The 26,765-nt window shown below is 73.0% G+C and carries 19 protein-coding genes and 1 pseudogene; 11 read left to right on the forward strand and 9 right to left on the reverse strand.

The window, feature by feature from the left end; genetic code table 11:
• Nucleotides 1-86 precede the first annotated feature (86 nt).
• From JW613_RS29915 to JW613_RS29925, 3 genes are all read left to right on the forward strand, one after another.
• Complete coding sequence (locus JW613_RS29915) at nucleotides 87-401, forward strand: helix-turn-helix transcriptional regulator (protein WP_245226521.1); 315 nt, start codon at nucleotides 87-89, stop codon at nucleotides 399-401.
• Nucleotides 398-976, forward strand: coding sequence for a hypothetical protein (locus JW613_RS29920; RefSeq protein WP_209214017.1), 579 nt, complete (start codon nucleotides 398-400; stop codon nucleotides 974-976). Before JW613_RS29915 ends, JW613_RS29920 begins: the two co-directional genes overlap by 4 nt.
• Nucleotides 977-1,154: 178 nt before the next feature.
• Nucleotides 1,155-2,087 carry a polysaccharide deacetylase family protein gene (locus tag JW613_RS29925; protein WP_209214018.1) on the forward strand — a complete coding sequence of 311 codons (933 nt, stop codon included), beginning with the start codon at nucleotides 1,155-1,157 and terminating at the stop codon, nucleotides 2,085-2,087.
• 31 nt (nucleotides 2,088-2,118) lie between these two features.
• On the opposite strand, the gene JW613_RS29930 is transcribed toward JW613_RS29925, so the two are convergent.
• Together JW613_RS29930 and JW613_RS29935 are read right to left on the reverse strand one after the other, a co-directional pair.
• On the reverse strand, nucleotides 2,119-2,859 hold the full coding sequence (locus JW613_RS29930) for a LuxR C-terminal-related transcriptional regulator (protein ID WP_209214019.1): 741 nt from the start codon (nucleotides 2,857-2,859) through the stop codon (nucleotides 2,119-2,121).
• On the reverse strand, nucleotides 2,856-4,208 hold the full coding sequence (locus JW613_RS29935) for an ATP-binding protein (protein WP_209214020.1): 1,353 nt from the start codon (nucleotides 4,206-4,208) through the stop codon (nucleotides 2,856-2,858). The genes JW613_RS29930 and JW613_RS29935 overlap by 4 nt, the downstream gene beginning before the upstream one ends.
• 151 nt (nucleotides 4,209-4,359) lie before the next feature.
• On the opposite strand from JW613_RS29935, the gene JW613_RS29940 reads away from it, so the two are divergent.
• Nucleotides 4,360-6,042, forward strand: a complete 1,683-nt coding sequence (locus tag JW613_RS29940) for a PspC domain-containing protein (RefSeq protein ID WP_209214021.1) — start codon at nucleotides 4,360-4,362, stop codon at nucleotides 6,040-6,042.
• Complete coding sequence (locus JW613_RS29945; RefSeq protein ID WP_099883535.1) at nucleotides 6,039-6,269, forward strand: hypothetical protein; 231 nt, start codon at nucleotides 6,039-6,041, stop codon at nucleotides 6,267-6,269. The genes JW613_RS29940 and JW613_RS29945 overlap by 4 nt, the downstream gene beginning before the upstream one ends.
• On the opposite strand, the gene JW613_RS29950 is transcribed toward JW613_RS29945, so the two are convergent.
• From JW613_RS29950 to JW613_RS29965, 4 genes and pseudogenes are all read right to left on the reverse strand, one after another.
• Nucleotides 6,266-6,841, reverse strand: a complete 576-nt coding sequence (locus JW613_RS29950) for a DoxX family protein (RefSeq protein ID WP_221506024.1) — start codon at nucleotides 6,839-6,841, stop codon at nucleotides 6,266-6,268. The two genes, JW613_RS29945 and JW613_RS29950, sit on opposite strands and share 4 nt — an antisense overlap.
• Nucleotides 6,842-6,967: 126 nt before the next feature.
• Complete coding sequence (locus JW613_RS29955; protein WP_209214061.1) at nucleotides 6,968-8,203, reverse strand: hypothetical protein; 1,236 nt, start codon at nucleotides 8,201-8,203, stop codon at nucleotides 6,968-6,970.
• Nucleotides 8,204-8,854: 651 nt separating this feature from the next.
• Complete coding sequence (locus tag JW613_RS29960) at nucleotides 8,855-9,664, reverse strand: class II aldolase/adducin family protein (RefSeq protein WP_209214022.1); 810 nt, start codon at nucleotides 9,662-9,664, stop codon at nucleotides 8,855-8,857.
• 184 nt (nucleotides 9,665-9,848) lie between these two features.
• Nucleotides 9,849-11,044: pseudogene (locus tag JW613_RS29965) on the reverse strand (C40 family peptidase).
• A gap of 358 nt (nucleotides 11,045-11,402) precedes the next feature.
• Here JW613_RS29965 and JW613_RS29970 point away from each other — a divergent pair.
• Complete coding sequence (locus JW613_RS29970; protein WP_209214023.1) at nucleotides 11,403-11,756, forward strand: hypothetical protein; 354 nt, start codon at nucleotides 11,403-11,405, stop codon at nucleotides 11,754-11,756.
• 119 nt (nucleotides 11,757-11,875) lie between these two features.
• Nucleotides 11,876-14,428, forward strand: coding sequence for a DNA helicase PcrA (pcrA, locus tag JW613_RS29975; protein WP_209214024.1), 2,553 nt, complete (start codon nucleotides 11,876-11,878; stop codon nucleotides 14,426-14,428).
• Between the two features lie 183 nt (nucleotides 14,429-14,611).
• On the opposite strand, the gene JW613_RS36670 is transcribed toward pcrA, so the two are convergent.
• Complete coding sequence (locus tag JW613_RS36670) at nucleotides 14,612-16,477, reverse strand: M23 family metallopeptidase (RefSeq protein ID WP_443742846.1); 1,866 nt, start codon at nucleotides 16,475-16,477, stop codon at nucleotides 14,612-14,614.
• A 920-nt stretch (nucleotides 16,478-17,397) separates the two neighbouring features.
• Between JW613_RS36670 and icmB the strand changes: the two genes are divergently transcribed.
• A complete protein-coding gene (gene icmB, locus JW613_RS29985) occupies nucleotides 17,398-17,808 on the forward strand; it encodes a coenzyme B12-dependent isobutyryl CoA mutase small subunit (protein WP_185017928.1) in 411 nt (136 codons plus the stop codon).
• Nucleotides 17,809-17,954: 146 nt separating this feature from the next.
• Here icmB and JW613_RS29990 read toward each other — a convergent pair whose 3' ends face one another.
• Together JW613_RS29990 and JW613_RS29995 are read right to left on the reverse strand one after the other, a co-directional pair.
• Nucleotides 17,955-19,583, reverse strand: coding sequence for a DUF5691 domain-containing protein (locus JW613_RS29990; RefSeq protein WP_307866102.1), 1,629 nt, complete (start codon nucleotides 19,581-19,583; stop codon nucleotides 17,955-17,957).
• Nucleotides 19,584-19,877: 294 nt separating this feature from the next.
• Nucleotides 19,878-21,416, reverse strand: a complete 1,539-nt coding sequence (locus tag JW613_RS29995; RefSeq protein ID WP_209214025.1) for an SWIM zinc finger family protein — start codon at nucleotides 21,414-21,416, stop codon at nucleotides 19,878-19,880.
• A 277-nt stretch (nucleotides 21,417-21,693) separates the two neighbouring features.
• Here JW613_RS29995 and JW613_RS30000 point away from each other — a divergent pair, with 277 nt between their 5' ends.
• The 3 genes from JW613_RS30000 to JW613_RS30010 are packed head-to-tail and all read left to right on the forward strand — an operon-like array spanning nucleotide 21,694 to nucleotide 26,608.
• Nucleotides 21,694-22,764 (forward strand): ATP-binding protein, encoded by a 1,071-nt coding sequence (locus JW613_RS30000; RefSeq protein ID WP_221506779.1) that lies wholly within the window; start codon nucleotides 21,694-21,696, stop codon nucleotides 22,762-22,764.
• A complete protein-coding gene (locus JW613_RS30005; protein WP_245226522.1) occupies nucleotides 22,761-25,394 on the forward strand; it encodes a DUF5682 family protein in 2,634 nt (877 codons plus the stop codon). Before JW613_RS30000 ends, JW613_RS30005 begins: the two co-directional genes overlap by 4 nt.
• Nucleotides 25,391-26,608 (forward strand): VWA domain-containing protein, encoded by a 1,218-nt coding sequence (locus tag JW613_RS30010; RefSeq protein ID WP_209214027.1) that lies wholly within the window; start codon nucleotides 25,391-25,393, stop codon nucleotides 26,606-26,608. The genes JW613_RS30005 and JW613_RS30010 overlap by 4 nt, the downstream gene beginning before the upstream one ends.
• Nucleotides 26,609-26,765 lie beyond the last annotated feature (157 nt).

Below are 26,765 nucleotides of genomic sequence, written 5' to 3' on the forward strand. Positions count from 1 at the left end.
CTTCCGCTCCGGAACCGGCGGCGCAGGGAAGGTGTGCTCGCCCGGTGATGTTGCGGCTGTGCTGCCGCATGTAGTACTTCTTATACATGAGCGAGCACGTACACAACAGGCTGGCGGTCGTCCGGGCGGAGCGGAAGGTGTCCCGGCAGGCGCTGGCCGAAGCGGTGGGCGCGCACTACCAGACGATCGGCTACATCGAGCGCGGGCAGTACAACCCGAGCCTCGATCTGGCGCTGCGGATCGCCGCCCACTTCCGGCTGCCGGTGGAGGCCCTGTTCTCCCTGGAGCCGTTCCGTCCGCTCACCGACGAGGTGTACGGCACGGGCAGCGACCCGGAAGCGTCCGCCGCCGCACCCACCACGGGCACGACCACACGCACCACGGGGAGGACCACCGCATGAGCACCAGCACGCACGCCGACGCACAGCCCACGCGCTACGACAAGTGGCTGCTCAAGACGATGAACGACGCGCGCGCCAGGCGCCTGCACGCCACTCGCGGGGCGCGGCGCCGCATCGTGGTGGCCCATGTGGTCACCACGGCCGTCGGCCTCGCGGGCATGGTGGGCGCCTACGCCTGGGCGTCGCCCTGGCCGCTGGCCGCGCTGCTGATCGCGCTGCTGGTATGGGTGCCGCTCACCGGCTTCCTCAACTCCATGACGCGCGGTCTGCTGGAGTTGCGGGCCCGGGTGCTGGACGAGCGGCAGAGGGCCGAGCGAGGAGAGGTCCACGCGAGGGCGTACCGCGTCAACTCCTGGGTGATGACGGCCGCGCTGCTCGGCTTCTACATCGCCTGGCTCGCGGAGATGTCCCTGGCCGACCTCGCCGTCCCGCTCGCCGCCACCGGGTTGGCCGTCCTGACGCTGCACCGGTTGCTGCCGCTGTGGATCGCGGCCCTGCGGGTGCAGGACGAGCCGGAGGACGACGAGGTGGGCGAGATGGACGAGGCGCACGAGGCGGGAGCGCCGTCGGCCTGAGAGGGGCCCACGACCCGCACAAGGTGCGCGTCCCGCACAAGGTCCGCGTCCCGGAGAAGGTCCGCGGACCGGAAAGAGAGGTCCGCATCCCGGTACCGGTGCGCTGTTCGAGGGGAGTGCGGGAGCCACCCGCGCGCGGCTCCCGCACCATGGCGGCGGCTGCTGCTAACCAAAGATCATGCGATCCGATAGTCATATTGTTTCGCGCAGGGCTCTGCTGTGCGTCGGCCTCGGTGTCGGTACCGCGTCGGTCACGGGCGTCGGTGTGGGCCTGCTCGTCCACGAGGACTCCGGTGGCGGCCGGCACCCGGGGGCGGCGGCCGGGCACCGCGGCGGCCCCGCATCCGCGTCGGCGCCCGCCCCCGGGGGCCCGGACTCGGGCAGGGCGGCACCGGGCCCCCGGGCGGCGGGCAAGGCGCCGCAGCTGCACCGGGCGGCCCCCGACAGCTACCGGCTGCGCCCCCTCGCCGGCGAGACCTCCATGGGTGCCCCGAAGGCGCACCCCCCGGTGCGCACCCACGCCGAGACCCGGCTGCCCGCGCTGCAGGGCCGGGACGTCATGGCCCTCACGTTCGACGACGGACCGCATCCCGAACACACCCCGGCGCTGCTGGACGTCCTGCGCCGGCACGGCGTCCAGGCCACCTTCTTCGTCGTCGGCGAGAACGCCGCCGCCTTCCCCGACCTGCTGCACGCCATCGCCGCCGACGGCCATGTGGTGGGCAACCACTCCTACACCCACCGCCAACTGCCCCGGCTGCCCAAGGCCGAGGTACGCGGCGAGCTGGGCCGCACCAGCGAACTGATCGACCGCGTCGTCGGTACCCCGCCCCGCTGGTGCCGTGCCCCCTACGGCGACTGGCACCCGCCCTCCCTGAAGGTCTGCGCCGATCTGGGCATGGAGCCCATGAACTGGTCCGTGGACACCCAGGACTGGGCCCGTCCCGGCACGGCCCGCATCGTGCGTGCCGTCACCGAGAACGCAGCACCCGGCGCCATCGTCCTCCACCACGACGGCGGCGGCCCCCGGCACCAGACCGTCGCCGCTGTCGACCGCTACCTCCCGCTGCTGCGAGAACGCGGCTTCACCTGCGTGCGGCCCTATGTGTGAGTCCGGCTCTCGGGGGCCCAGGGCCCGGCGGTCACACCAACCGCCGCGCCGTCGCCCAGCGGGTCAGTTCGTGGCGGTTGGACAGTTGGAGCTTGCGCAGTACCGCCGAGACGTGGGACTCGACCGTCTTGACGGAGATGAACAGCTGCTTGGCGACTTCCTTGTAGGCGTAGCCGCGTGCGATCAGGCGCAGGACCTCGCGTTCGCGCTGGGTGAGACGGTCCATGTCCTCGTCGACCGGTGGGGCGTCCGTGGAGGCGAAGGCGTCCAGCACGAAGCCGGCCAGCCGCGGGGAGAAGACGGCGTCGCCGTCCGCGACGCGGAAGATCGCGCCGACCAGGTCGTCACCGGTGATCGTCTTGGTGACGTAGCCGCGCGCGCCGCCGCGGATGACGCCGATGACGTCCTCGGCGGCGTCCGAGACGGACAGCGCGAGGAAACGCACCGGCTGCTCGGCGTCCCCCATCAGCGGGGTGCTGCGGCGCAGCACCTCGACACCGCCGCCGCCCGGGAGGTGGACGTCCAGCAGTACGACATCCGGCCGGGTCGCCTCGATGACCGTCATCGCCTGGTCGACGTCGCCCGCCTCGCCGACCACGTCCACACCCGTCTCGTCGGTGCGGCCGATCTCCGCCTGCACTCCCGCGCGGAACATGCGGTGGTCGTCCACCAGGACGACCCGGACCCGGCGGCGGCCGTCGGCGCCGTCCCCGCCACCGGGGCCGTTGCCGCCGTCACCCTGCTGCTCGTTGCCCGTCGCCTCGTCGGTCACGACTCCGCCGCCCTCTCCATCTCCAGTTCGACCTCTGTCCCCTCGCCCGGCGCGGTGCGCAACCGCGCCGTGCCGCCGTTGCGCCGCATCCGGCCGATGATGGACTCCCGTACGCCCATCCTGTCCTGCGGGACGGCGTCCGGATCGAAACCCGGGCCCCTGTCCCGCACGGAGATGAAGACGGTACGCCCCTCCACCTCGGCGAAGACCTGTACGGCGCCGCCCTCGCCACCGTACTTGGCGGCGTTGACCATCGCCTCGCGTGCGGCCTGAAGCTGGGCGCCCAGCGCCTCGTCGAGCGGGCAGTCCCCGACGCAGACCACCTCTACCGGCACCCCGTGGTGGTCCTCGACCTCGGCGGCCGTGGCCTTGACCCCCTCGGCGAGGGTCTTGGGCTCGTCCTCCTCCTCGGCGGCCGCACCCGTCGCGTCGGCCGGCTTGTAGAGCCAGGCGCGCAGCTCCCGCTCCTGGGCGCGGGCGAGCCGGGCCACCTCGCGGGGCTTGTCGGCGCTGCGCTGGATCAGGGTAAGGGTGTGCAGCACCGAGTCGTGGACGTGCGCGGCCACTTCCGCCCGCTCCTGCGCGCGAATGCGCATCAGCCGTTCCTCGGACAGGTCCTGCACCATCCGTACGAGATACGGGCCCGCCATCAGCGCGATGCCGACCAGTACGGCCAGCGCCGCCTGGAGGACCGAACCGAGGTGGCTGACCGAGCCCTGGACCACGACGATGCCGGTCACGCCGACGGCGACCAGCGCGACCCCCGCCGCACTGCGGGCGATCGGCAGCAGGCGCGTACGGCGGCTGACCTCCGCCCAGTGGGCACGGCGGGAGTTGTCGGCCTGCCGCCACACCAGGGCGACGCCGATACCGATGAGGACGACGGGCCACAGATAGGTGTTGGCCGCGCCGAACTGGAGGTTGTCCGCGGTGATGAAGATGGCGACGATCAGCGCGAGAACGGCGATCAGCTGGCCCTTGTCGGGCTTGCGGAGGATACGGCGGCGCAGCCCGTCGCGATCGGCGACGGCCTCGGACAGCCCCGCTGCGCCGGTGCGGTGCCCGGCACCGACCCCGCCCGTGCCGAGCGGCACCACGAACCAGAACGCCGCGTACAGCAGCACCCCGAGCCCGTTGGCGAGACTGAGCGCGATGAAGACGATCCGCACCCAGGAGACCGGCAGCCCCAGATGCCCCGCGAGCCCGCGCGCGACCCCGCCGAGCATCCGGCCCTCCGCGCTGCGGTAGAGCTTGCGCAAAGGCGGTTCTTCCGGCGGCTCCGAGGACGCGGTCCGGGTTCCGGGTCCCTGCGGGGCCGCCTCGGGGGCGGGCGAGGCGGGCGCTGTCATGCTCCGATCGTCACACGACTGGCGCGGCCGGACATCAGGGTTGCGCCCTGAGCCGTCCCCGACGCCGGCGCGGAACCCCACCACCGATCTCAGGGATCGCTCGGGGTAGGCCCCCGATGCCTGCCGGTGCCCGGGGCGCGACCATAGGGCCATGAGCGAGGAGGAGCAGCACACGGCGGGGCGCGCGGCGCAGCATGCCGCCGGCGCCGCCGGCGGCCACGCGCCGGGAGCGGAGGGGGAACCCGCGCCGGGCGGGACCGCGGCGGGCGCGGCGGGGGAGAAGGGCGGGGCTGCTTCCTGGGGCGCGCACAACCCGGTGCCCGAGCCGCGGCGGGGCAAGCTGCGGCGCAGCCGCTCGCACAAGGTCGCGGGCGGCGTCTGCGGCGGTCTCGGGCGGTACTTCGACCTCGATCCGGTGATCTTCCGGGTACCGCTGGTCGTGCTGTCCGTCGTCGGCGGGCTCGGGCTGATCTTCTACGGGTTCGCCTGGCTGCTCATCCCCGCCGAGGGGGAGACGCAGAACGAGGGGCGGCGACTGCTGTCCGGCCGGGTCGAGGGCGGCTCGCTGTCGGCGGTACTGGTCGCGCTCGTCGGCTGCGGCCTCTTCCTCGCCTCGCTCGGCAGCCGCAGCGTGCCGTTCTCCGCGCTGCTGATCGGCGCGGTGGCGGGTGCGGCGTACTGGTCGCGGCACCGTCGGCAGATCGAGGCAGCCGGCGCCGAGGGCGCGCAGCTCGACCCGACGACGGCGCACGCCGTTGCCGACGCGCCCCCCGAGGCGCAGGCACCTCCCGTCCCGGCGCCCACCTCCTGGTGGCGGGAGCCGCTCACCAAGGAGGCCGGGGCCACCAAGGCGACCGGACCCGCCTGGAACCGCGCGGGGGCGGTCACCGGCTATCTGTGGGGGCCCGAGGACGCCCTCCCGTACGCCGCGCCGCCCAGCGCCCACGAGCACTCCGGCGGCCCGCCCAGGGCACCGGCACCGGCGAGCACCCGCGGCGCGGGGCCGCCCGTACGGCAGGCCGGCGGGGCTTCACTGGGCGGGCTCACCTTCCTGCTGGCACTGCTCGCGGGCGGGGTCTCCACGGCCGTCTCCTGGAACCACAACCCCCTCGCCACCACTCTCGCCATCGGCCTGAGCTGCATGCTCGCGGTCTTCGGCATCGGGCTGGGCATCAGCGCCTTCGTCGGCCGTACCGGGCCGGGCACCATCGTGTGCATCGTGCTGACCGCCGGGCTGCTGGCGGGTACGGCGGCGCTGCCGGACGACATCACCACCCACTTCCGGGAGACCCGCTGGGTGCCCGCAGCGGTCGACGAGGTCAAGCCGCGCTACGCACTCGGCTCCGGCTCCGGCGAACTGGACCTGCGCGCTACGGGGCTGAAGGCGGGCCAGACGCTGCGTACCGAGACCCGCGTCGGCGCGGGCGAGATGAAGGTGGTCGTGCCCGAGGACGCGGTGGTCGAGGTGAGCGCGGACGTCGACATGGGGGACATGAGGTTCCCGCGGTCGCTGGACAGCGACGGAGAGGTGGTCTTCGACAAGGCGAGCGGTCTGGGGACGAAGCGGAAGCTCACGCTGCGCCCGTTCGCCGGTACGAAGGCGAAAGGCACGGTCGTGGTGAAGCTGAGCGTCGGCGCGGGCCGCGCGGAGATCGTACGGGAGCTGCCTTCGGGCGAGCGGTCCGACAACGAGCCGCTGCAGGGCGCCGGACCGGGGCAGGAGCCCGAACCGGGACCGGAGCCCGAACCGGGGCAGGAGCGGGGACAGAGGCAGGGAGACGGAGAGGGGCAGGCGCCGCAACAGGGTGTCCCCTCGGCGGGAGGGACCGGATGATGCATCGCTTCGAACCCTCCCGGCTGCTGCTCGGGCTGGCCATGACCGCGGTGGCGGCCGTCTATCTGCTGGACGCCGCCGGCGAGGTGGAGGTCCCCTTCTGGGTGCTGTTGGTGGTGGTGCCGGTCTCCCTGGTGCTGGCCGGCCTGACCGCGCTGGCGACGTTCCTGGTGCGGCGCTCGGTCACCCGGCGACGGGAGCTGAGCGAGCGCGGGGGAGGCGGCTAGCCGAAGATCTGCTGCCCCTTGCGCCGCCTGCGCACCGCCAGCAGCGAGTCGAGCGAGAACATCGGCGCCCCCGCCATCAGCAGCGGGAGCCACGCCATCAGATACGGCAGGTCGTTGCCGTAGTAGTACGGCTCGCTGGACCAGCTCACCGTCATCCACAGGCAGAAGGAGAGCAGCGCCCCGCCGGCCGCCGCCACCCGTGCCCACAGCCCGCACAGGGTGCCCAGACCGACGGCTGCCTCACCGACGGCGATGGCCGTACCGAACCCCTGCGGGCTCTGCTGCGCCAGGTCGACCATCCAGGTGGCCGCCGCCGCGTCGTGCACGGCCGTCAGCGTCCCGGCGAACGAACCGGGCCCGTCCCCGGTCAGAAAGTCCGGGTCGGTGAGCTTGTCGATGCCCGCGTAGAGGAAGGTGATGCCCAGGAAGAGCCGCAGCGGGAGCAGCGCGTACCGCGCGGCGAGACCGCGCACTCCCACGGGTGCCCCGGCGACAGGCCCGCGCCCCGGGTAGGCGCTGACGGTCTTGGGCACGTCGTTGGGACCGCCGCCCGCCGGCCCTGTCACAGACATCCGTCGCTCCCGCCTTCCGCAAACGTGTTCGGTGTGCGGAGGCGATTCTTCCCCGAGGGCCCACCCGGCTGGCAAGTGCCCATCGGCCCCACCGGGTACGCCCGTTCCGCCCTGTCGGGCGGCCCGTCACTCGACCACGTCGATCGGGTAGCGGTTGGTCTCCACCCCCGCCGCCGTGACCACCTGCACCTCCACCCGGCCCGGCTCGACCTCCACCGGGACCGGAACCGTCACAGCGGTGTCGGACGGACTGCTGAAACCACCGGGAACGGGGATGAGAGGCGCGTGCACATGGACGGCACCGATCCGGACGACCATGCGGGCCAGCCGGTCGGGAGCCGTGGCACCCGGAGGGACGAAGCCCGCGCCGCGGACCTCGATGTCGTCACCGGTGCGGATGGGGGAGTGCAGATCGCCCATCTCCCGGGCCCGCACCACCGAGAGCACCACCGGGCGACCGCCCTCGGCGTACTTTCCGGCCAGGTACGTCGCCGCCGAGACGACGACCAGCAGGGCCAGCCCCCAGGGCAGGTCGGGCAGCTGGTCGGGCTGCCGGGCCAGCCGCACCGCGGCGAAGACCACCGCTACCGCGCTGATGAGCACGTACTGCACATCGGAGAACGCACCGCGGCCCGCGTCGTCCGTGAGCAGGTCGGCCGCGCGCGGCCGGTCGGCACGCACCTTCTGCAGCCGCCTGCCCTGCACCCGCACGGCCACCGTGCGACGCACCACGACGGCCACCGCACACGTCAGCGCGAGCACGGTCACCACCCCGGCGCCGCGCGACAGATCCAGACCGGCCAGCAGCGCACGGCGCTGCTCGGGCCCGGCCGCCGCGGCGAGTTCGACGGCCAGCACCAGTACGGCGAAGACGGACAGCAGCACCCATCCGGCAGCCACCGTCCGGGAGGTGGACAGCCGGTTGTCCTCACCGATCACGGGAGCCAGCACACCGCCACGCGCCCGGTGCAGCCAAGCGGCGGCGGACAGCAGCGAAGCGGATACGAAAGCCGCCACCAGACCGGCCGTCCGGCCGGTCGACCAGCCACCGGCGAGCGCGAACAGCAGTTGCACCAGCAGCAGTACGCCGACAGCGGCCCATACGGCGACCAGAGTGCGCCGCCACAGCCGCGCCACCCACGCCTCGCCCTCCTCGCGGCTCCGGTCGGCGACAGCCCGCGCGGCCTCGGTCAGCTCGTCCGAGACCCACTGGCGCGAGGCACCCGCCGAGTGCGCCAGCCCCACGGGGACGCCCTGACCCGTGGCCAGCTCGTCCCGGCGCTGCACGAAGGCGGCCAGCGCCTTGCGGTAGCCCTCGCGGGCGCTGTGCGGGCAGCTGTCGCACTGGCAGGGCGGCTGCACCCCACCGGTGGTGCCGGTACGGGTGTCGCCGCCGGTGCGGCCGGGCGCGGGAGCGGTGGTGCGCGAGGCAGCGGCGGAGGCCGGTGCCGAGGGGGAGGGCGCGGCGGACGTGGGCGTCGAGGGGGAGGGCGCGGCGGAGGTCGGTGCCGAGGAGGTGGGGCGGTCCGGGTAGCGCGGCGACCGGCCGGGAGGGGGCGCACCGGCTCGCGCGCCGGGCAGCCGGCCCGCGCTCGCGCCGGGGGCGGCACCCTGCTGCGCGGCCGGGTCCCTCTCCGTGCCGCGGGCCTTCTCGGGGCCGGGAGCCCTACCGGCACCGGCGCCCTGCCCCGCCTCGGGCCTCTTCCCCGGCTTCCCCGGCTCTGCCCTCTTCCCCGCTTCGGGGCCCCTCCCGGCGGCGGGGCTCTTTCCGGCGGTGGGACTCCTGTCGGTGGCGGCGTCCCTTCCGGCGGTCGCCGTCCTCCTCGTCTCCGGGCCCGTACCGGCCGCCCGGCCCGAGCGGTGGGCGCCGCTCGTGCCCTGCGCGCCGCTGCCCTGCCCGTCCTCGTCGTCCGGGCCTTTCGAGCCGTCCTGAGCCGTGTCCACGGCCACTGCGCAACCCCGCCTCTCAACTTCCGTGGGATGGAAGGGGATTGTGCCTTACATGAGTCCTTGTCAGCTCAGCAGGTCTGGCTCGTCCCGGGTGATCCTGGTGTAGAGAGGTTGATAGTTGTGCCATGCGGCAAGATCGCTGCCGAGCTGCTCACGGGTCGCCACGGCACTCCTGTGGTCGATCGGCACCGGCTTTCCGGCGGCCTTCGCGGCGAGCTGTATCTCGCACGCGCGCTCCATCTGAAGGAACCACCAGGCCGCCGCGTCGACCGAGTCCCCGACCGTCAACAGCCCGTGATTGCGCAGGATGACGGCCTTGTGCGGCCCCAGCGCCGCGGCGGTGCGTGCACCGTCTTCGGGATCCATCGCGACACCCGTGTAGCGGTCGAGCAGCGCGTGGTCCGCGTAGAAGGCACAGGCCTCCTGGGTGATCGGCTTCAGCAGTTCCCCGAGGGCCGAGAAGGCACGTCCGTACGTCGTATGGCTGTGGGCGACGGCGACAACGTCCGGCCGCGCGCTGTGCACCTGCGAGTGAACGGCGAACGCGGCCTGGTTGACGTGGCGGCGCCCTTCCAGGACCCGCCCTTCCTGATCGACGAGGAGCAGATCGCCGACCGTCAGCTGTCCGAAAGGAACGCCGAACGGGTTCACCCAGCAGCAGTCCGGGAACTCCGGGTCGCGGGCCGTGATGTGGCCGGACACCCCCTCCTCGAATCCCATCCTGCCGAACAGCCGCAACGCTGCCGCCAACCGCTGCTTGCGGTAGGTGCGGGCCTCCGCCGTCGACGCGTGGACGGGCGGCGCCGCCAACTGCAGCCGCTCACCCGGCACGGGGCTCGGTGGTACCGGCGCGGGTACGGCGGCCTCGGACATGCGGTGCCCTCCCTTCGCCCCCGTGCGTGAGCCCTTCGGACCCGTGCGCGGCCCCCTTCGGTCGCCTGCGCACGCGGCAGCACGGAAGTTAACCCGCCACACCGCAACTGGCCAGACCCACGCCTTCTTTGCGCCGTCTGCCCCTTGGCCTGCCTCACGCGGGGCCTCGGGCAGGCGGCAGGCCTCAGGCGGGGCGTACCGCACCGGCGTAGGGCATCTGATCGGTGGGTGCTACCCGTACGGCGGTGCCGGGACGAGGGGCGTGGATCATACGGCCGCCGCCGATGTAGAGGCCTACATGGCTGACGCTGTCGTAGAAGAACACCAGGTCCCCGGGGCGAGCTCACCGCGGGAGACGCGCTTGCCCGCATGGATCTGGCTGTAGCTGGTGCGCGGCAGCGAGACGCCCGCCGCCTTCCACGCGGCCTGCGTCAGCCCCGAGCAGTCGTATCCGGAGGGTCCCGTACCGCCCCACACGTACGGTTTGCCGAGTGCACCACGGGCGAACGCGACGGCACGGGCGGACCGCTCGGTCGGCGCCTGCCCGGTCGGACTCTTCCGGGGCGGCGTCTGCCCGTCCGGCGTCTGCCCGGCCGGTGCGCCGCGGCCTGGTGTGTGCGCGGCCGGGCCACCGTCCCGGTCCCCGCCGGAGCGTGACGCGCGACCGTCCCGGGAGCGGTCGTGTGCGGCGGCGCCGCCGTGCTCGTCGAGGACGGCGGCGCGCTGCTCGGGGGTGAGCCTGCTGAGCAGCTGCTGCGCCCGGCGGAGCTTGCCCTCGACAGTGCGTTTGTGGCGGCGTGCGCTGTCGGCGGCCTCTTGGAGCTCCGCGGAGACACCGGCCGCCTCCTTGCGCACCTGTGCGAGCTGCCGGGTTTGGGCGACCGTACGTTTCACCAGCGCCGCCCGGCGGTCCCCGGCGCGCTCCGCGACCGACGCGTGCTCCAGATAGTCCTCGGGCTCGGAGGAGAGCGCGAGGCGCAGCGCCGGGGCGACCCCGCTGCCGTCGCGGTACTGCGCCGCCGCATGGGAGCCGAGCGCGTCCCTGGAGGCGTTGAGCTTCTCCTGGCGGCGTGCTGCCTGGTCGCGCAGCGCATCCAGCGTGCGCTGCGCCGCCCGCGCCTTCTCGCGGGCACCGTTGTACGTCTCGGTGGCCCGCTCCGCGTCCCGGTGCAGCCGGTCGACCTCGGCTTCCACCGCGGCCCTGCCCGAGGGCTGCCCGGGCCGCGGTGGGGGCTCCGTCTCCGGCCCCGGGCCCGGCTGTGCGTGGCCGGAGCCCTGGAAGTGGGTGGCGCCCGCGAGGGTGGCGAGCGCCAGGGTGAAGGCGGCGCGGGCGGCGGGCACGGCGACAGGATGCGGCTTGGGCTTGCGGTGCGAGGCCATGGGTGGCCGTCACTTCCTCACTGGTGCTTGCGGTCCCTTTGAGCGGTCCCTACGAGGTCCCGGTGTGCGGTTCCTACGAGGGGCGGTGTTGTGCACGTCACACCTGTCCCGGCAGCCGGGGTGGCCGCGCCTACCGGCGAGGCTCGGCCACCTGGCGAGGACGCTATGCGGAACAGCGGCGACCGGGCACGGGGATGATCAGAAGTGATCCAATTCGCCGCAAAGCCGCCCGGGTCGGCCCGCCCGATGGCTCGATACAAGGGCATATGCGCGGACGCTGACCGGTGCCGCGAGGACCTCGACCGGGAAGCCGGGGGTGTGGTAAAGGCGCTGAAAACACCCGGATACGCTCGCGCCCATGGACGTACTCATCAATGTCTTCGTCGGCCTGCACATCATCGGCATAGCCGCGCTTCTCGGCGGTTTCTTCACACAGATGAAGGCGATGGGCAAGGGTGAGGCCCGTATCCACCCCAGCATGCTGCACGGGGCGCTGACCATGCTGGTCACCGGCGTGGCCCTGGTCGGGCTCAACCAGGCGGACGACAGCTCGGTGAACAACGTCAAGATCGGCCTCAAGCTGGCACTGCTCGTGGTGATCCTCGGCCTCACCTATGTGAAGCGCGACGAGGAACGGCTGAGCGCCCCGCTCTTCGGCACCGTCGGTCTGCTGACGACGACGAACATCTTCATCGCCGTCCTCTGGGTCTGACCCGGGTCACCATCACGTCCGGTACGGGCCGGTACGCGTCCGGTACGGGTCCGATTCCCCGGCCGGTTCTCCCCGGGGCATCCCGGGGTGTCGGTGCGGCGGCCTAGACTCGTACGACGATGAGCAGCCTCTTCGACGACAGCTTCCTGGCGGACCTCGACGGTATGGCACCCGAGGCGGACGCGCCCCCGCCGCCCGACCCCGAGGGCTCCGGTCACCCGGGCCCCGCCGAGGAGATCCCGGACGATCTCTTCGCGGGCACCTTCACGGGCGGGGCGGGCGGCGCCGCGGGCACCGGCGGGCGTGACGCGTACCACCGCGACGGCGCGCCCCGGTCCGTCGTGGACCCCGCCGCGCTGCTGGAGGGGATGAACGAGCAGCAGCGCGACGCCGTCCTGCACGCGGGCTCCCCGCTGCTCATCGTCGCCGGCGCCGGGTCCGGCAAGACGCGGGTGCTCACCCACCGCATCGCCCATCTGCTGGGCGCCCGCAATGTGCACCCGGGCCAGGTCCTCGCCATCACCTTCACCAACAAGGCGGCGGGCGAGATGAAGGAGCGCGTCGCCGAGCTGGTAGGGCCGCGGGCGCAGTCGATGTGGGTCTCCACCTTCCACAGCGCGTGCGTGCGCATCCTGCGCCGGGAGAGCAAGAAGCTGGGCTTCACCTCGTCGTTCTCGATCTACGACGCGGCGGACTCCAAGCGCCTGATGGCCCTGGTCTGCCGCGATCTCGACCTGGATCCCAAGCGCTTCCCGCCCAAGGCGTTCAGCGCCAAGGTCTCCAACCTCAAGAACGAGCTGATCGACGAGGAGGACTTCGCGGCGCAGGCGGCCGGGGGCACCTCCCGGACGGAGTCTGGGGGAGGTTTTGAGAAGACCCTCGCCGAGGCGTACACGATGTACCAGGCGCGGCTGCGCGAGGCCAACGCGCTGGACTTCGACGACCTGATCATGACCACGGTCCATCTGCTCCAGGCGTTCCCCGACGTGGCCGAGCACTACCGCCGCCGCTTCCGGCACGTGCTCGTCGACGAGTACCAGGACACCAACCACGCGCAGTACCAGCTGGTGCGCGAACTGGTCGGCCCCGCCGAGGACCAGGCCGAGCTGTGTGTCGTGGGCGACGCCGACCAGTCGATCTACGCCTTCCGCGGCGCCACCATCCGCAACATCCTCCAGTTCGAAGAGGACTACCCGGACGCCACGACGATCCTGCTGGAGCAGAACTACCGCTCCACGCAGACCATCCTGTCCGCCGCCAACGCCGTCATCGAGCGCAACGCCGACCGCCGCCCCAAGAACCTGTGGACCAAGGCCGGCTCGGGCCCCCGCATCACCGGCTATGTCGCCGACACCGAGCACGACGAGGCGCAGTTCGTCGCCGAGGAGATCGACCGCCTCAGCGACGGGGAGCACGGGGAGACCGGGACCGACGGCGGCGAGAAGAAGGTCCGGCCCGGCGACATCGCCGTCTTCTACCGCACCAACGCCCAGTCCCGTGTCTTCGAAGAGGTCTTCATCCGCGTCGGCCTGCCCTACAAGGTCGTCGGCGGGGTGCGCTTCTACGAGCGCCGGGAGGTCCGCGACATCCTGGCGTATCTGCGGGTGCTGGCCAACCCGGAGGACGCGGTGCCGCTGCGCCGCATCCTCAACGTGCCCAAGCGCGGCATCGGCGAGCGCGCCGAGGCCATGATCGAGGCGCTGGCCCTGCGCGAGAAGATCACCTTCCCGCAGGCGCTCGTACGCGTCGAGGAGGCGTACGGCATGGCCGCGCGCTCCCTCAACGCCGTCAAGCGGTTCAACGCGCTGATGGAGGAGCTGCGCACCGTCGTGGAGTCCGGCGCCGGCCCGGCCACGGTGCTGGAGGCGGTGCTGGAGCAGACCGGCTATCTGGCCGAGCTCCAGGCGTCCACCGACCCGCAGGACGAGACCCGCATCGAGAACCTGCAGGAACTGGCCGCTGTCGCCCTGGAGTTCGAGCAGGAACACGGCGAGGAGGAGACCCCCGGCACACTCGCCGACTTCCTCGAACGGGTCGCCCTGGTCGCCGACTCCGACCAGATCCCGGAGGAGGGCGAGGACGAGGGCGTCGTCACGCTCATGACCCTGCACACCGCCAAGGGCCTCGAGTTCCCGGTCGTCTTCCTGACGGGCATGGAGGACGGCGTCTTCCCGCACATGCGGGCCCTGGGCCAGACCAAGGAGCTGGAGGAGGAGCGCCGACTCGCCTACGTCGGCATCACCCGCGCCCAGGAGCGGCTGTATCTCACCCGCGCCGCGATGCGCAGCGCCTGGGGCCAGCCCTCCTACAACCCGCCCTCCCGCTTCCTGGAGGAGATCCCCGCCGAGTACCTCGACTGGAAGCGGACGGGCAGCGGGGGCGGTGCCGGGATCGGCGCGTCCCTCTCCTCGTCCCCCGGCGCCCCGGGCCGGGCCGGGGGCACCTCACGGGCGACGTCGCAGACGGGCCCCTCCGGCTTCGCGACACGACGCGCCGGGGACCGGCCGGTGGTCTCTCTCCAGGTCGGTGACCGCGTCACCCATGACAGCTTCGGACTGGGCACGGTGCAGTCGGTGAAGGGCAGCGGCGACAACGCCGAGGCGACCATCGACTTCGGCGGCGAGAAGCCCAAGCGGCTGCTGCTGCGCTACGCGCCGGTGGAGAAGCTCTGACGCCGTAGGCGTCGTCTGCGCGGTCTGCGCGTATGCGCGCTGGGGACGTCGTCGGCGCCGCAGGTCGGAGTTGCCCCTCTGCATGCGCGGAGGGGCACCATCTGCGAGCGGCAAGCACCACCTGGCCACAACCGGCCCTGAGCCGGCCCTCCGCCGACCCCCAGCTGGTTTCAGCTGGGGGTCTCAGCTGATGTTGAGGCCCTTGCTCTGGAGCCACGGAATGGGGTCCACAGCCGAGCCGCCGCCCGGGTGCACCTCGAAGTGCAGATGCGGACCGGTGGAGTTGCCGGAGTTGCCGGAGTAGGCGATCACATCGCCCGCCTTCACCTCGCCCGAGCGGATCTTGTTGCTGCTCAGATGGCAGTACCAGGTCTCCGTGCCGTCCTTCGCCGTCACGACCGCCATGTTCCCGTACGCCACGTCGTGCTTCGTGGAGACGACGCCGTCGGTGGCGGCCATGACGGGGGTGCCGTAACTGACCGGGAAGTCGATACCGGTGTGGATCGACATCCAGTTGACGCCTGCCTGGCCGTAGCGCGCGCTGAGGGAGTGGTCCTTGACCGGGATCGCGAACTTGGGGCGCATGGCCTCCTTGCGCGCCGCCTCCTTCGCCTTGCGCTCCTTCTCGGCCTCCTGGCGCTGCTTGAGGTCGATGCGCTCCTGGGTGCGGCTGGCGCGGTCGGCGAAGTCGTCGGCGTCCGCGGAGAGCCCCTGGAGCTGGGTGTCCAGCTTGCTGTTGGCGCTCGACGGTTTGACGGGTGCGGCGTCCGGTGCGGCGACCGTGGTGCTGTCCTTGTTGTCGTCGCCCATCACACTGGCCGCTGCGGCTCCCGCGACACCCATGACGGCGACGGACGGTACGGCCACGGTGATCAGCGCCCGGCGCCGGGGCCGGGGTTTGGGGGAGCGGCGGCGTCCGCGGCCGTGCGGGCCGCCGACGGTGCCGAGCGCGGCGGGTGGTGCGGCGGTGTCGTCGTGACCGTCCCACTCGTCGTCCGACCCGGGGGCGAAATCGTGCTCGTACGGCGACTCATCGGCCTGCTCGTGCCCGTGCTCGTGCTGGGCGACTGCGGAGAAGTCCCACTGGGCGGTGGAGTCCTGGCCCTGCTCGGGAGCGGTGAAGCCGTGGTGGTCGGGTTCGAACTGTGCGGCGCCCGGCCCGTATCCCGCCTCCGCGCCGTAGGTGCTCTCTTCGCCGCCGCCGTAACCCGGCAGACCGTGACCGCCCGGCTGCTCGTGACCTCCCGCACCGCCGTAACCGTTGTAGGTCTCGTAGGCCTCGTAGCTCTCATAGGCCTCGTAGGCGGCGCTGTCGTGCGCCTCGTAGTTGCCGTGGCCGGAATGGTCGGCGGGGGCGGAGTGGCCCGCGTGGCTGCCGTGTTGCGAGTCGTAACCGTCGTACGCGGCCTGCCCGTCGGCGCCCTGTCCGTCGTAGGCGCCCTGTCCGTCGTAGGCGGCGTGCTCGTAACCGGTGTAGCCCTCGTGGTTCTCGTAGCCGTAGGCCGTGCCCTGGCCGTCGGTCGTCCAACCGCCGGTCTGGGTACCGGCCGCGTCCCAGCCGCCGGTGCCCCAGGTGGTCGTGTCCCAGCCGCCGGTTTCCTGCACCCCGAAGGTCCACTGGCCGGTGCCGTCGTCGGCCCTGAGGTGTCCTGCGCCGAACCCCGGCGCGGAGAGGCCGCCGTCGGTCTGCTCGGGGCCCGCTTGCGCCGGGATGTGCCCGGTGGCCATGGGGTCGGGGCTGTAACTCCCCGTTCCCCAGGCGGTGCCGGCCTCCCACGACGCGGTCGGACAGCTGCCGGTGTCGGTCCCGGGAAGGGTGCCGAACAGGGGATCGTCGTCACCGTAGGACGTGCCTGAGCCGTCGGCGTAGGAGCCACCGGACGTGTCGTAGGTGCCGGTGGAATACCCGTCGTGCGAGCCGGCCTGGTAGGCGTCCTCGCTGTAAGCGCCGTACGCGGGCTGTGTGTAGTCCGCGTCGTAGGTGCCGTACGAGAAGCCGGAACCGGGGTCGTCGGGACTCGGGACTCCCGACGGATGACGGTCGTTCACCACCAACTTCTCTTTCGCCTCGGCGACAGGGGCGGAGCAGTGCGGTGACTGTACCCGGCGGTATGCGACGGCGACAATCTACGGGAGGTTTTAGCGCCGCAGGAAAAGGGCAATCGGCCGCCTTTCGGCGGACTACGGACTGGTAGCAGAGGTTGAGTTCGAAATTCGTTCGAAAGAGTGAGTCTCTCGGATGGCCCTGTCCGTCGTCCCGGTGCCGGGGGCGGTGAGGACGCTCCCGGCGCACCCGGTCCGGTTCCAACTCCCCACGGATGCGGGCGCGAACACCGAATCCCCCGTCCGCGCCATATGCCCGACACTGCTCTGATGGGCGGCCGATACCCGCAGGTCGGAATGGTCGAGCCGGTCCGTTTCCGGCGTAATTGATCAAGGCTTCAACGCCTCAACGCTTCGGGAAATCGATGAAGGCGGTGCAAGCGGCGCAAATACGCGTACGGTCGGCGGGCACTGTCGGCCGCCCCGCGCCGCCCCGCCTTGCCGTCGGTCGGCCCGCGTTCCGGCCGTTCCGAAGCCGGGGCGCGTCCGGCGCACAACGAGGGGCGTGCGGGCCCCGGGCGCCGGGCGCGCGCGGGAGCATCCAGGACGCGCGTCACGTCGTGGGCGCTGCGGACGAGAATTGGCTCGCGCGCGTCACCCGACGCGTGCGGCGCTGGTCCCGGCCCGTCCCGGGGCCGCCCCCAGCCCGGCCCGCCCCACCCGGCCCGCCCCCGGTCTGGCCCGCCCCCGGTCTGGCCCGCTCCCAGCCTGGCCCGCCTCCGGCCCGGCGCCGGATCCGGGGCCCCGCGTGTGATTTCCCCCTCGGTTGCGAGCCCGGAAGGGGACGGGTGCGGGATGCTGGAGATAACGTGCGTTCACACCCCGTGGCCCGTCCGGCCGGGAGGTCGTCCTAGAGGGAGGCAGTGATGGATGTGACCGGTCCGATCCGCGTGGTGGTCGCCAAACCGGGCCTCGACGGCCATGACCGAGGCGCCAAGGTCATCGCCCGAGCCCTGCGCGACGCCGGTATGGAGGTCATCTACACCGGGCTGCACCAGACCCCCGAACAGGTCGTGGACACCGCCATCCAGGAAGACGCGGACGCCATCGGCCTGTCCATCCTCTCCGGCGCACACAACACCCTCTTCGCACGGGTACTGGAACTGCTGCGCGAGCGGGACGCCACCGACATCAAGGTCTTCGGCGGCGGGATCATCCCCGAGGCGGACATCCCCCCGCTGAAGGAGCAGGGTGTCGCCGAGATCTTCACCCCCGGCGCCACCACCAGCGAGGTCGTCGACTGGATCCGCACCCACGTGGGCCCGGTCGCAGCCTGAACCCCTGAGCCCCCACCCGTTGCCGTCGCCCGTTGTTGCCCGTCAGCCGTCAGCCGTCAGCACGGGGCGGTGTCGCGGTGTCGATGCGGTGCCGGCACGGGGCGCTGCGGCGTCGCCGGCCGTGGTCGGCCCGGTGCAGTGCGGGGTCACCCCTCCCTGGGCCCCGGCATCTCCTCCCGCCGCCCCTCCCTCAGCTCCGCGAGCATCGCGGAGCGCAGCCGCAGGGTGGCGACGAGCCGCTGGAACGACTCCGCCCAGTAAGCCCCGGCTCCCGGTGACTCGCCCTCCTTCTCGTCCGGCACAGCGGTGAGCGGCGCGAGCCGCTCCGCGTCGGCCGGGTCCAGACAGCGCTCGGCCAGCCCCATCACCCCGCTGAAGCTCCACGGGTAGCTGCCCGCGTCCCGCGCGATCTCCAAAGCGTCCACCACCGCCCGCCCCAGCGGCAGCGACCACGGCACGCCGCACACCCCCAGGATGCGGAACGCCTCCGACAGCCCGTGTGCCGCTATGAAGCGTGCGGCCCACTCGCCACGCTCCTCCTCGGGCAGCACCGCGAGCAGCTTGGCCGGATCGCCGGGACCCTCGGAGAACGGCTCGGTGGGCTCCCCGATGAGGGCGCGCGCCCACGCCGGGTTCCGCTGCCGCACCGCCGCACCGCACCACGCCGCGTGCAGATCGTCCCGCCAGCCGTCGGCGACCGGCAGCGCCACGATCTGTGCGGGCGTCAGTCCGCCCAGCTGTTCGCTCCACACCTCCAGCGGCGTCGCCTCCACCAGCTGGACCAGCCACCAGGCCCGTTCCCCGCGCCCCGTCGGCGGTTTGGCCACCACACCGTCACGCTGCATGTCGGTGTCGCACGCGTGCGGGGCCTCCACCACGATGCCCGCTGCCGGAGGCGACTCCCGGCGGTGGCCGGAGGACTGCGCCAGGGCGGAACCCGCACCGCCCATCCGGTCCAGCGCCACGCAGCTGCGGGCGCGCTTCGCCATCCGGGCCGCCAGTGCGGAGCCCGGCAATGTCGCCAGAAGTTCGGCGGCGGTCGCCCGCACGGTGCGGCTGCGGTCGGTCAGCGCCCGCTCCAGGAACGGCTCGTCGGCGGGGCCGAGACCCAGGCGCAGCGAGTCGAGGAACATCAGTCTGTCCTCGGCCCGCTCGGTCTGCCAGGTGGAGCTCAACAGCGCCAGCGCCGCCTGAGGATCGCGCTGCCGCACAGTTGTCAGCAGCGCCACCCGCTCGGCGAACAGCCCCTCCTGCCACAGTCGTTCCGTCTCCTGGGGGTGTTCGTCGGGGATCTGGTGGCGGACGCCGTCGCGCAGCGCGAATTTCCAGTCGGCGTTGTGCCGCGCCAGCCACAGCGCCCGCGGGCCGGCGAACGCCAGCGTCTCGGCCCGAAGATCGGTGCGGGCGCGAGCGGCGTCCAGCAGCGCGGGCAGCAGCGCGGCGGGCGCGCGATAGCCCTGGGCGTTCGCCTCCGCGAGCCACTGCGGCAGCAGCTCACCCAGGTCCGGACCCGAACCGCGCCGCCCGGACGCCGCCCCCGCCGGACTCGACCCGCTCAGCGCCCGGTCGGCGAGCAGCGTCGCCAGCCGCCGCTCGGCCGCGCTGGGCAGCGGCTCCCGCTCGTCCGCCGGGGCGGGCTCGGGCCGCTGCCGGGACACGGCGGGCCGCGCACCCGCCCGGCGACGGACGGTTTCGGTGGCCGCCGCGTCCAGGAGGGCCGTCACGCTTCCACCCGGTGGGCGCCGCCGCTCGGACCCCAGCAGCGCGGCGGCCACCAGCTCCCCCCAGTCCCCGGCACGCGCTGCCCCGGACTCCGGTTCCGTGACTGTCGCCGACCCCGTCCGCGACCCGGCGGCCCCCGCCTGCGCCTCGCCCTTCGGGCCGAGGACTGTGCTGTCGGCTCCGCCGTGCTGCTCCTGTGCGTCGCCGGGCGGCGGCTCGCTCTCGCGTATGCGCCGTCCCGCTTCCGTCTCAACCGTCACATCAGCCTCTTCCGTTGCCGCTCGCCGCTCGCCGCTCGCCGTTCCGCCTGTGGACCGTCCGTCCGCCTTTGCTTCGTCCCCCGGCCGTCACAAGGGGATGGGCTTGCCCTCGCTCCAGGCCGTGTGCGGGGCGAAGCCGCGGTGGCCGCATTCGCCGAAGACCGTGACCGGCCCGTCCGCGGAGATCGCCAGCAATCTCCACAGCGCTGCGGTGCTGGTGCCCGGTGCCACCGGCAGGGCGATCTCCTCGTCGGCAGCCGCGAGTTGCCAGCCGTCCTGGCTGCCGCCGCCTCTTGCCTGCCGGACCGCGGCGCCCCCTCCACCGCCGCGCTGCGGACCCGTACCGCCGCCCGCCGGGCCGGAGCCGGGCGGTGGAACGGGCACCACTTCCCGCAGCACGCACGGCCACCCCTCCAGCCAGGGGTCGTCGCGCAGGGCTTCCGAGTAGGCGCCCAGGGCCTGCTGGATGCCCGCGCCCGGTGGCACGAAGCCGGGGAGCGGAGCTCCGTGCCGCTCCCCGAGAGCGGCGCGCAGCGGACCGGCCCCCGGGTAGTAGGCCAGCTCCGCGTCCAGCGCCGCGCCCACCGGCAGCGCCAGTTCCGGAGCGCGCCCGCCCGCGCCGTAGGAGAGCAGCAGGGCGTCCCGCCCCGTGGTGCGGCCGTGCAGCCAGATGCGGCGTACGGTCAAGCGCCCCTCGTCGCTGTCCCGCTGCGCCAGCACCAGCCACACGTCCCGTATCAAGGCCTCCTCGTCGGCCAGCAGTTCGGCTGCCTCCACTGTCAGGCCGACGCGCGATCTGACGGTTTCGGCGAGCGGGGGCGGAAGTTCGTCGGCTCTCATCCAGCCGCGGGTCAGCAGGTGGAGCAGCGCGCACTCCGCCAGCAGCCGCTCGGGCCAGCCCTCTCCGGATCCGGGGACGGTGCCCAGCTCGCGTATCCGGGTGGCCAACCCGGGAGCCTGGGCGTCGACCATGCGGGCCGCCATCTCCTCCCACGGCGCGTACCCCGACTGCTCCGCACCCGCGAGGCCGCCCCGCAGCAGATCGGCCAGGCGCTGCTCCAACTCCTCGGCGCCCGCCGTGATCCGCGCGGCGCGCTGCTCGGCACGGCGGCGCGCGGCCTCGGCCCGTTGCCGGGCGTCCTCCTCTCCACCCCGTGCTGTCTCGCCTGCGGTCGCCCCCTCTCCCGCGCTGCGCGCGGCGCCCGGCTCGCCGCTCGTATCGCCCGCACCGCTCGTTCCCGCACCGCTGCCGGCCGCCTTCTTGTTCGCGCGCTGTCTGCGGCCACTCAGCCAGCCGTCGGCCCACTCCGGAGGTACGCTCCCCTCCGCGACGGCTGCCTCGTCGCCCGCCCAGAGCAGCAGCAGTCCGACCGCGTGCTTGCACGGGAACTTCCGGCTGGGGCACGAGCACTTGTAGCCGGGCCCCTGGCCCCCGTCGAGGTCCACCACCGTCTGGTACGGCTTGCTTCCGCTGCCCTTGCACTGCCCCCAGACCGCGCCGCCGCCCGACCCCGCCTCCGTCCACGGGCCGGGCGCCGACAGCTTGCTCCCCGCGCGACGTGACGCGTCGTCAGGCGCCAGCGCCATTACCTGCTCCGCCGTCCAGCGAACCGCCTGTCCACCCATGCCGAAGACGGTAGGCGGCGCCACTGACAACGCCCCTCGACCGGCCATCGTCGCAGGTCGGAGCGATTGTCAGTGGCGGAGTGCAGAGTGGTTCACGGATCGGCCGACGCGCTGCGGCGCGGGGGTTCCTTCCCTGGCCATCCCCTTGTCTTTTTCCGTTACGAGAGCCCTGCGTTGAGGGGGAGTTGTGACCGAGAGCCATGTCGCAGACCCGGCCGCCGAGTCCGCGCAAGAGCCGGCATCCGGCCCGGCTGCCGCAGCCGCTCCTGCCACCGCGCTGCGCCCGCACGCCGAGGACGCCTTCGCCGATGAGCTGACGGCCCTCGCCGAGGTCGACGACCGGCCGCGGCCCGCACGCTGGCGGCTGTCCCCATGGGCCGTGGCGACCTATCTGCTCGGCGGTGAGCTGCCCGGAGGCAAGGTCGTCACGCCCAAGTACGTGGGCCCGCGCCGCATCGTCGAGGTTGCGATCAGCACACTGGCCACCGACCGGGCCCTGCTGCTGCTCGGTGTGCCCGGCACGGCCAAGACCTGGGTGTCGGAGCACCTGGCCGCCGCGGTCAGCGGGGACTCCACGCTGCTGGTCCAGGGCACGGCGGGCACCGCGGAAGAGGCGATCCGCTACGGATGGAACTACGCGCAGCTGCTCGCCCAGGGGCCCAGCCGCGAGGCACTGGTGCCGAGTCCGGTGATGCGCGCCATGGCCGAGGGAATGACGGCCCGGGTCGAGGAGCTGACCCGTATCCCCGCCGATGTGCAGGACACGTTGATCACCGTGCTGTCGGAGAAGACCCTCCCGATCCCCGAGCTGGGTGAGGAGGTGCAGGCGGTCAGCGGCTTCAATCTGATCGCGACGGCCAACGACCGCGACCGGGGGGTCAACGAGCTGTCGAGCGCGCTGCGCCGCCGCTTCAACACGGTGGTGCTGCCGCTGCCCGAGACGGCCGAGGCGGAGGTGGAGATCGTGGCCCGCCGGGTCGGCCAGCTCGGCCGCTCCCTCGATCTGCCGCCCGCCCCCGAGGGGTTCGACGAGATCCGCAGGGTGGTCACCGTCTTCCGGGAGCTGCGGGAGGGCGTCACCGACGACGGCCGCACCAAGCTCAAGTCCCCTTCCGGCACCCTCTCGACGGCCGAGGCCATCTCGGTCGTCACCGGTGGCCTCGCACTGTCGGCGCACTTCGGCGACGGAGTGCTGCGCGCCGGTGACGTGGCCGCCGGGATCCTCGGCGCCGTCGTCCGCGATCCCTCCTCCGACCAGGTGGTGTGGCAGGAGTATCTCGAGGCTGTCGTGCGCGAGCGCGAGGGCTGGAAGGACTTCTACCGCGCCTGCCGAGAGGTGTCCGCATGACGGCTGTCCGAGAGGGCGCGGCGGGACCACCCGCCCGGGAGCGCCCGGCAGGTCCGCTGTTGCTGGGGGTGCGGCATCACGGCCCCGGCTCGGCCCGCGCGGTCGATGCCGTGCTGGAGGCGTACGAGCCGCGCGTGGTTCTGATCGAGGGACCGCCCGAGGGCGACGCGGTGGTCGAGCTGGCGGGGGACGAGGCCATGGTCCCGCCGGTGGCGCTGCTGGCGCACGCCGTCAACGAGCCGGGCAAGGCCGCGTTCTGGCCGCTGGCGGAGTTCTCCCCGGAGTGGGTGGCGATCCGCTGGGCGGTACGGCGCGGCGTCCCGGTCCGCTTCATCGACCTGCCCGCCTCCCACACGCTCGCGATGAGCGACGGGCCGGAGGAGGCACCGGGAGAAGGGGCGAAGAGGCCACCGGGAGAGCCACAGCTGGAGCCACGGGAAGAGGGGGAGGAGACGGTCCCCGGCGGCACCGACGGGGGTGGTGCCGCCGGGGACATCGAACCCGCACCCGGGCCGGGGCGCGTGGACGAAGTGCGGCTCGACCCGCTGGCGGCGCTCGCGGAGGCCGCCGGATACGACGATCCGGAGCGCTGGTGGGAGGACGCCGTCGAACACCGGGGTGGCGAGCGGGGCACCCGCCCCGCCGACCCCTACGAGCCGTTCGCGGCACTCGGTGAGGCGATGGCCGAACTGCGGGCGGTGCACGGGGAGGGCGGCCACGAGCGGGATCTCCTCCGGGAGGCCCATATGCGGCTGCGACTGCGCGAGGCGCGCAAGGAGTTCGGGGACGCGGCGACGGCCGTGGTTTGCGGCGCCTGGCATGTCCCCGCACTCGGCGAATCCACGACGGTGACGGCCGACCGGCAGACGCTCAAGGGGCTGCCCAAGGTGAAGACCGAGATCACCTGGGTGCCCTGGACGCACCGACGCCTGGCGCGCCGGTCCGGGTACGGCGCCGGGATCGCCTCCCCGGGCTGGTACGGACACCTCTTCTCCGCCCCGGACCGGCCGGTGGCGCGGTGGATGACCAAGGTGGCCGGACTGCTGCGGGCGCAGGACCACTCGGTCTCCTCCGCCCACCTCATCGAGGCCGTCCGACTGGCGGAGACGCTGGCCGCGATGCGCGGTCGCCCGCTGGCCGGGCTGACCGAGACGACCGATGCGATACGGGCCGTGCTGTGCGAGGGCTCGGACGTGCCGCTGGAGCTGATCCTCGATCAGCTCGTGGTCGGTGACGTACTGGGCGAGGTCCCCGAAGGAGCCCCGGCCGTCCCCCTCCAACGGGATGTGGCACGTCAGCAGCGAGCCGTACGGCTCAAACCGGCCGCCGCCGAGCGCGAACTCGATCTGGACCTGCGCAAGGAGATCGACGCGGCCCGCAGTCGGCTGCTGCACCGGCTGCGGCTGCTGGGCATCGGCTGGGGCGAGCCCGCCCGTTCCCGAAGCGGCAGCACCGGCACCTTTCGGGAGAGCTGGCGGCTCCGCTGGGAGCCGGAGCTGTCCGTGCGGGTGGCCGAGGCCGGCATCTGGGGCACGACGGTGTACGAGGCGGCCACCGCCAAGGCGAGATCCCAGGCGACGGAGGCGGGCGGCAGCACGCTCGCCGACGTGACGGCCCTTGCCGAGCTGTGTCTGCTGGCTCAACTGCCGGACGCGTTGCCCGTCGTGATGCGGGTGCTGGCGGACCGGGCGGCGCTGGAGTCGGACGTCGGACATCTGGCGCGGGCCCTTCCAGCGCTGGTGCGCACGCTGCGCTACGGCGATGTGCGGGGCACGGACGCGGGCGCGCTGGCGGAGGTCGCCGGGGGTATGGCCGAACGGGTCCGCGTCGGCCTCCCGCCCGCCTGCGCGGGGCTGGACGGCGAGGGTGCCCGGGACATGCGCGGTCATCTGGACGCTGCGCACCAGGCTGTGAATCTGCTGGCCCGCGACGAACCGGACGCCTCCGCCGACGGGCCGGACGGCTCCGGTGCCGGGGCGCTGCCAGGCGGTGAGGGCCGGACTGCCGCTGGATTGCTGGGCCGGTGGCGGGCGGTGCTGCGCACCCTGGCCGAGCGGGACCGGATACCCGGTCTGCTGCGCGGACGTTGTGCGCGGCTGCTGCTGGACGACGGCGAGCTGGCGGACGACGAGGCGGAGCGGCTGATGAGCCTTGTGCTGTCTCCGGGTACGCCCCCGGCGGAGGCGGCGGCTTGGATCGAGGGTTTCCTCGCGGGCGGCGGGATGCTGCTGGTCCACGACGAACGGCTGCTCGCGCTCGTCGACCGCTGGCTGACGGGGGTCCCCGGCGACGCGTTCACCGATGTGCTGCCGCTGCTGCGGCGGACGTTCGCAGAGTACGAGACGGGAGTGCGGCGCACCCTCGGGGAACTGGTGCGGCGCGGGCCGGTGGGCGACGGCGACCGGCAGGGGACCGGCCCGGCCGAGTCGCTGACGGGGTTCGGTACCGGACTGGACACCGGCCGGGCGGACGCCGTGCTGCCGACGGTTCGGCTGCTGCTCGGGCTGTCGCGGCTGAGCGGCGACAGCCCGACCCGCAAGAGCGACCCGCTCCGCAAGAGCGACCCGACGGGTGAGAGCGATCCGGCGCACGAGAGCGCCGGGACCGAGGGGGAGGTGGCGCGCGTATGACGGTTCCCGCGGACCAGGTGGAGGCGACCGGGACAGCGGCCGGTGCCGAGGAGGCCGAGCGGCTGCGGCGCTGGCGGCTGGTGCTGGGCGGCGGAGCGGCGGACGGCACCGGCTGCGCGCTGAGCGCCACCGACAGCGGCATGGACCGCACGCTGGAGGCCGTCTACGGCGGCGGTCCCGGTGGCAGGGGATCCGGTGGTGGGCCGGCCGGCGGCGGCAGCGGCGGCGGAGCCTCGGGCGGGCTCGGCGCCTCGGCTCCGCACGTCTCGCGGTGGCTGGGCGACATCCGTACCTACTTCCCCAGCTCCGTCGTGCAGGTGATGCAGCGCGACGCGATAGACCGGCTCGGGCTCTCCGCGCTGTTGCTTGAGCCGGAGATGCTGGAGGCCGTCGAGCCGGATGTGCACCTGGTCGGCACCCTGCTGTCGCTCAACAAGGCGATGCCGGAGACGAGCAGGGAGACCGCGCGGGCGGTGGTGCGCAAGGTCGTCGCGGAGTTGGAGAAGCGGCTCGCCTCCCGGACACGCTCGACCCTCACCGGCGCGCTCGACCGCTCGGCGAAGGTCAACCGTCCCCGGCACCGGGACATCGACTGGGACCGCACCATCCGCGCCAATCTCAAGAACTATCTGCCCGAGCAGAAGACGATCGTTCCGGAGCGGCTGATCGGGTACGGGCGGGCGGCGCAGGCGGTCAAGAAGGACGTCATCCTCTGCATCGACCAGTCGGGTTCGATGGCCTCCTCGGTCGTCTACGCCTCCGTCTTCGGCGCGGTGCTGGCGTCGATGCGGACGCTCAACACCCGGCTCGTCGTCTTCGACACCAGCGTGGTGGATCTGACCGACGACCTGGACGATCCCGTCGATGTGCTCTTCGGTACCCAGTTGGGCGGGGGCACCGACATCAATCGGGCGCTCGCCTACTGCCAGTCCCGGATCAGCCGTCCGGCGGAGACGGTCGTCGTCCTGATCAGCGATCTTTACGAGGGCGGGATACGGCAGGAGATGCTCAAGCGGGTCGCCGCCATGAAGGGGGCAGGTGTTCAATTCGTCACTCTCCTCGCCCTCTCCGACGAGGGAGCGCCCTCCTACGACCGTGACCACGCCGCCGCACTCGCGGCGCTGGGCGCCCCCGCGTTCGCCTGCACTCCCGATCACTTCCCGGAGGTGATGGCCGCAGCGATCGAAAAGCGCCCCCTGCCGGTCCCGGAGTAGAGCGAGGGACCGCGCCCCGTCAGGGGCGCGGGGAACTGCGCGCCAAGCCACGAGGCACATGCAGTCCGCGGACACCGCGCAAGGGGCACCCCCTACCCGGAACAGCAGGGACAGGGGACCCCTACCCGGAACAAGCGAGGGCGACAGGAAACGGGAC

Origin of the sequence: Streptomyces smyrnaeus (genome assembly GCF_017676345.1) — a bacterium.
Taxonomy (GTDB): Bacteria; Actinomycetota; Actinomycetes; order Streptomycetales; family Streptomycetaceae; genus Streptomyces; species Streptomyces smyrnaeus.

Bases quoted from the DNA above. Each gene is read 5' to 3' on its own strand.
- JW613_RS29940 (WP_209214021.1), top strand. From the start codon at position 4,360: ATGAGCGAGGAGGAGCAGCACACGGCGGGGCGCGCGGCGCAGCATGCC.
- pcrA (WP_209214024.1), top strand. From the start codon at position 11,876: ATGAGCAGCCTCTTCGACGACAGCTTCCTGGCGGACCTCGACGGTATG.
- JW613_RS29920 (WP_209214017.1), top strand. From the start codon at position 398: ATGAGCACCAGCACGCACGCCGACGCACAGCCCACGCGCTACGACAAG.
- JW613_RS29970 (WP_209214023.1), top strand. From the start codon at position 11,403: ATGGACGTACTCATCAATGTCTTCGTCGGCCTGCACATCATCGGCATA.
- icmB (WP_185017928.1), top strand. From the start codon at position 17,398: ATGGATGTGACCGGTCCGATCCGCGTGGTGGTCGCCAAACCGGGCCTC.
- JW613_RS29945 (WP_099883535.1), top strand. From the start codon at position 6,039: ATGATGCATCGCTTCGAACCCTCCCGGCTGCTGCTCGGGCTGGCCATG.
- JW613_RS29995 (WP_209214025.1), bottom strand. From the start codon at position 21,416: ATGGGTGGACAGGCGGTTCGCTGGACGGCGGAGCAGGTAATGGCGCTG.
- JW613_RS29915 (WP_245226521.1), top strand. From the start codon at position 87: ATGAGCGAGCACGTACACAACAGGCTGGCGGTCGTCCGGGCGGAGCGG.
- JW613_RS30010 (WP_209214027.1), top strand. From the start codon at position 25,391: ATGACGGTTCCCGCGGACCAGGTGGAGGCGACCGGGACAGCGGCCGGT.
- JW613_RS29935 (WP_209214020.1), bottom strand. From the start codon at position 4,208: ATGACAGCGCCCGCCTCGCCCGCCCCCGAGGCGGCCCCGCAGGGACCC.
- JW613_RS29950 (WP_221506024.1), bottom strand. From the start codon at position 6,841: ATGTCTGTGACAGGGCCGGCGGGCGGCGGTCCCAACGACGTGCCCAAG.
- JW613_RS29925 (WP_209214018.1), top strand. From the start codon at position 1,155: ATGCGATCCGATAGTCATATTGTTTCGCGCAGGGCTCTGCTGTGCGTC.
- JW613_RS29960 (WP_209214022.1), bottom strand. From the start codon at position 9,664: ATGTCCGAGGCCGCCGTACCCGCGCCGGTACCACCGAGCCCCGTGCCG.
- JW613_RS30005 (WP_245226522.1), top strand. From the start codon at position 22,761: ATGACGGCTGTCCGAGAGGGCGCGGCGGGACCACCCGCCCGGGAGCGC.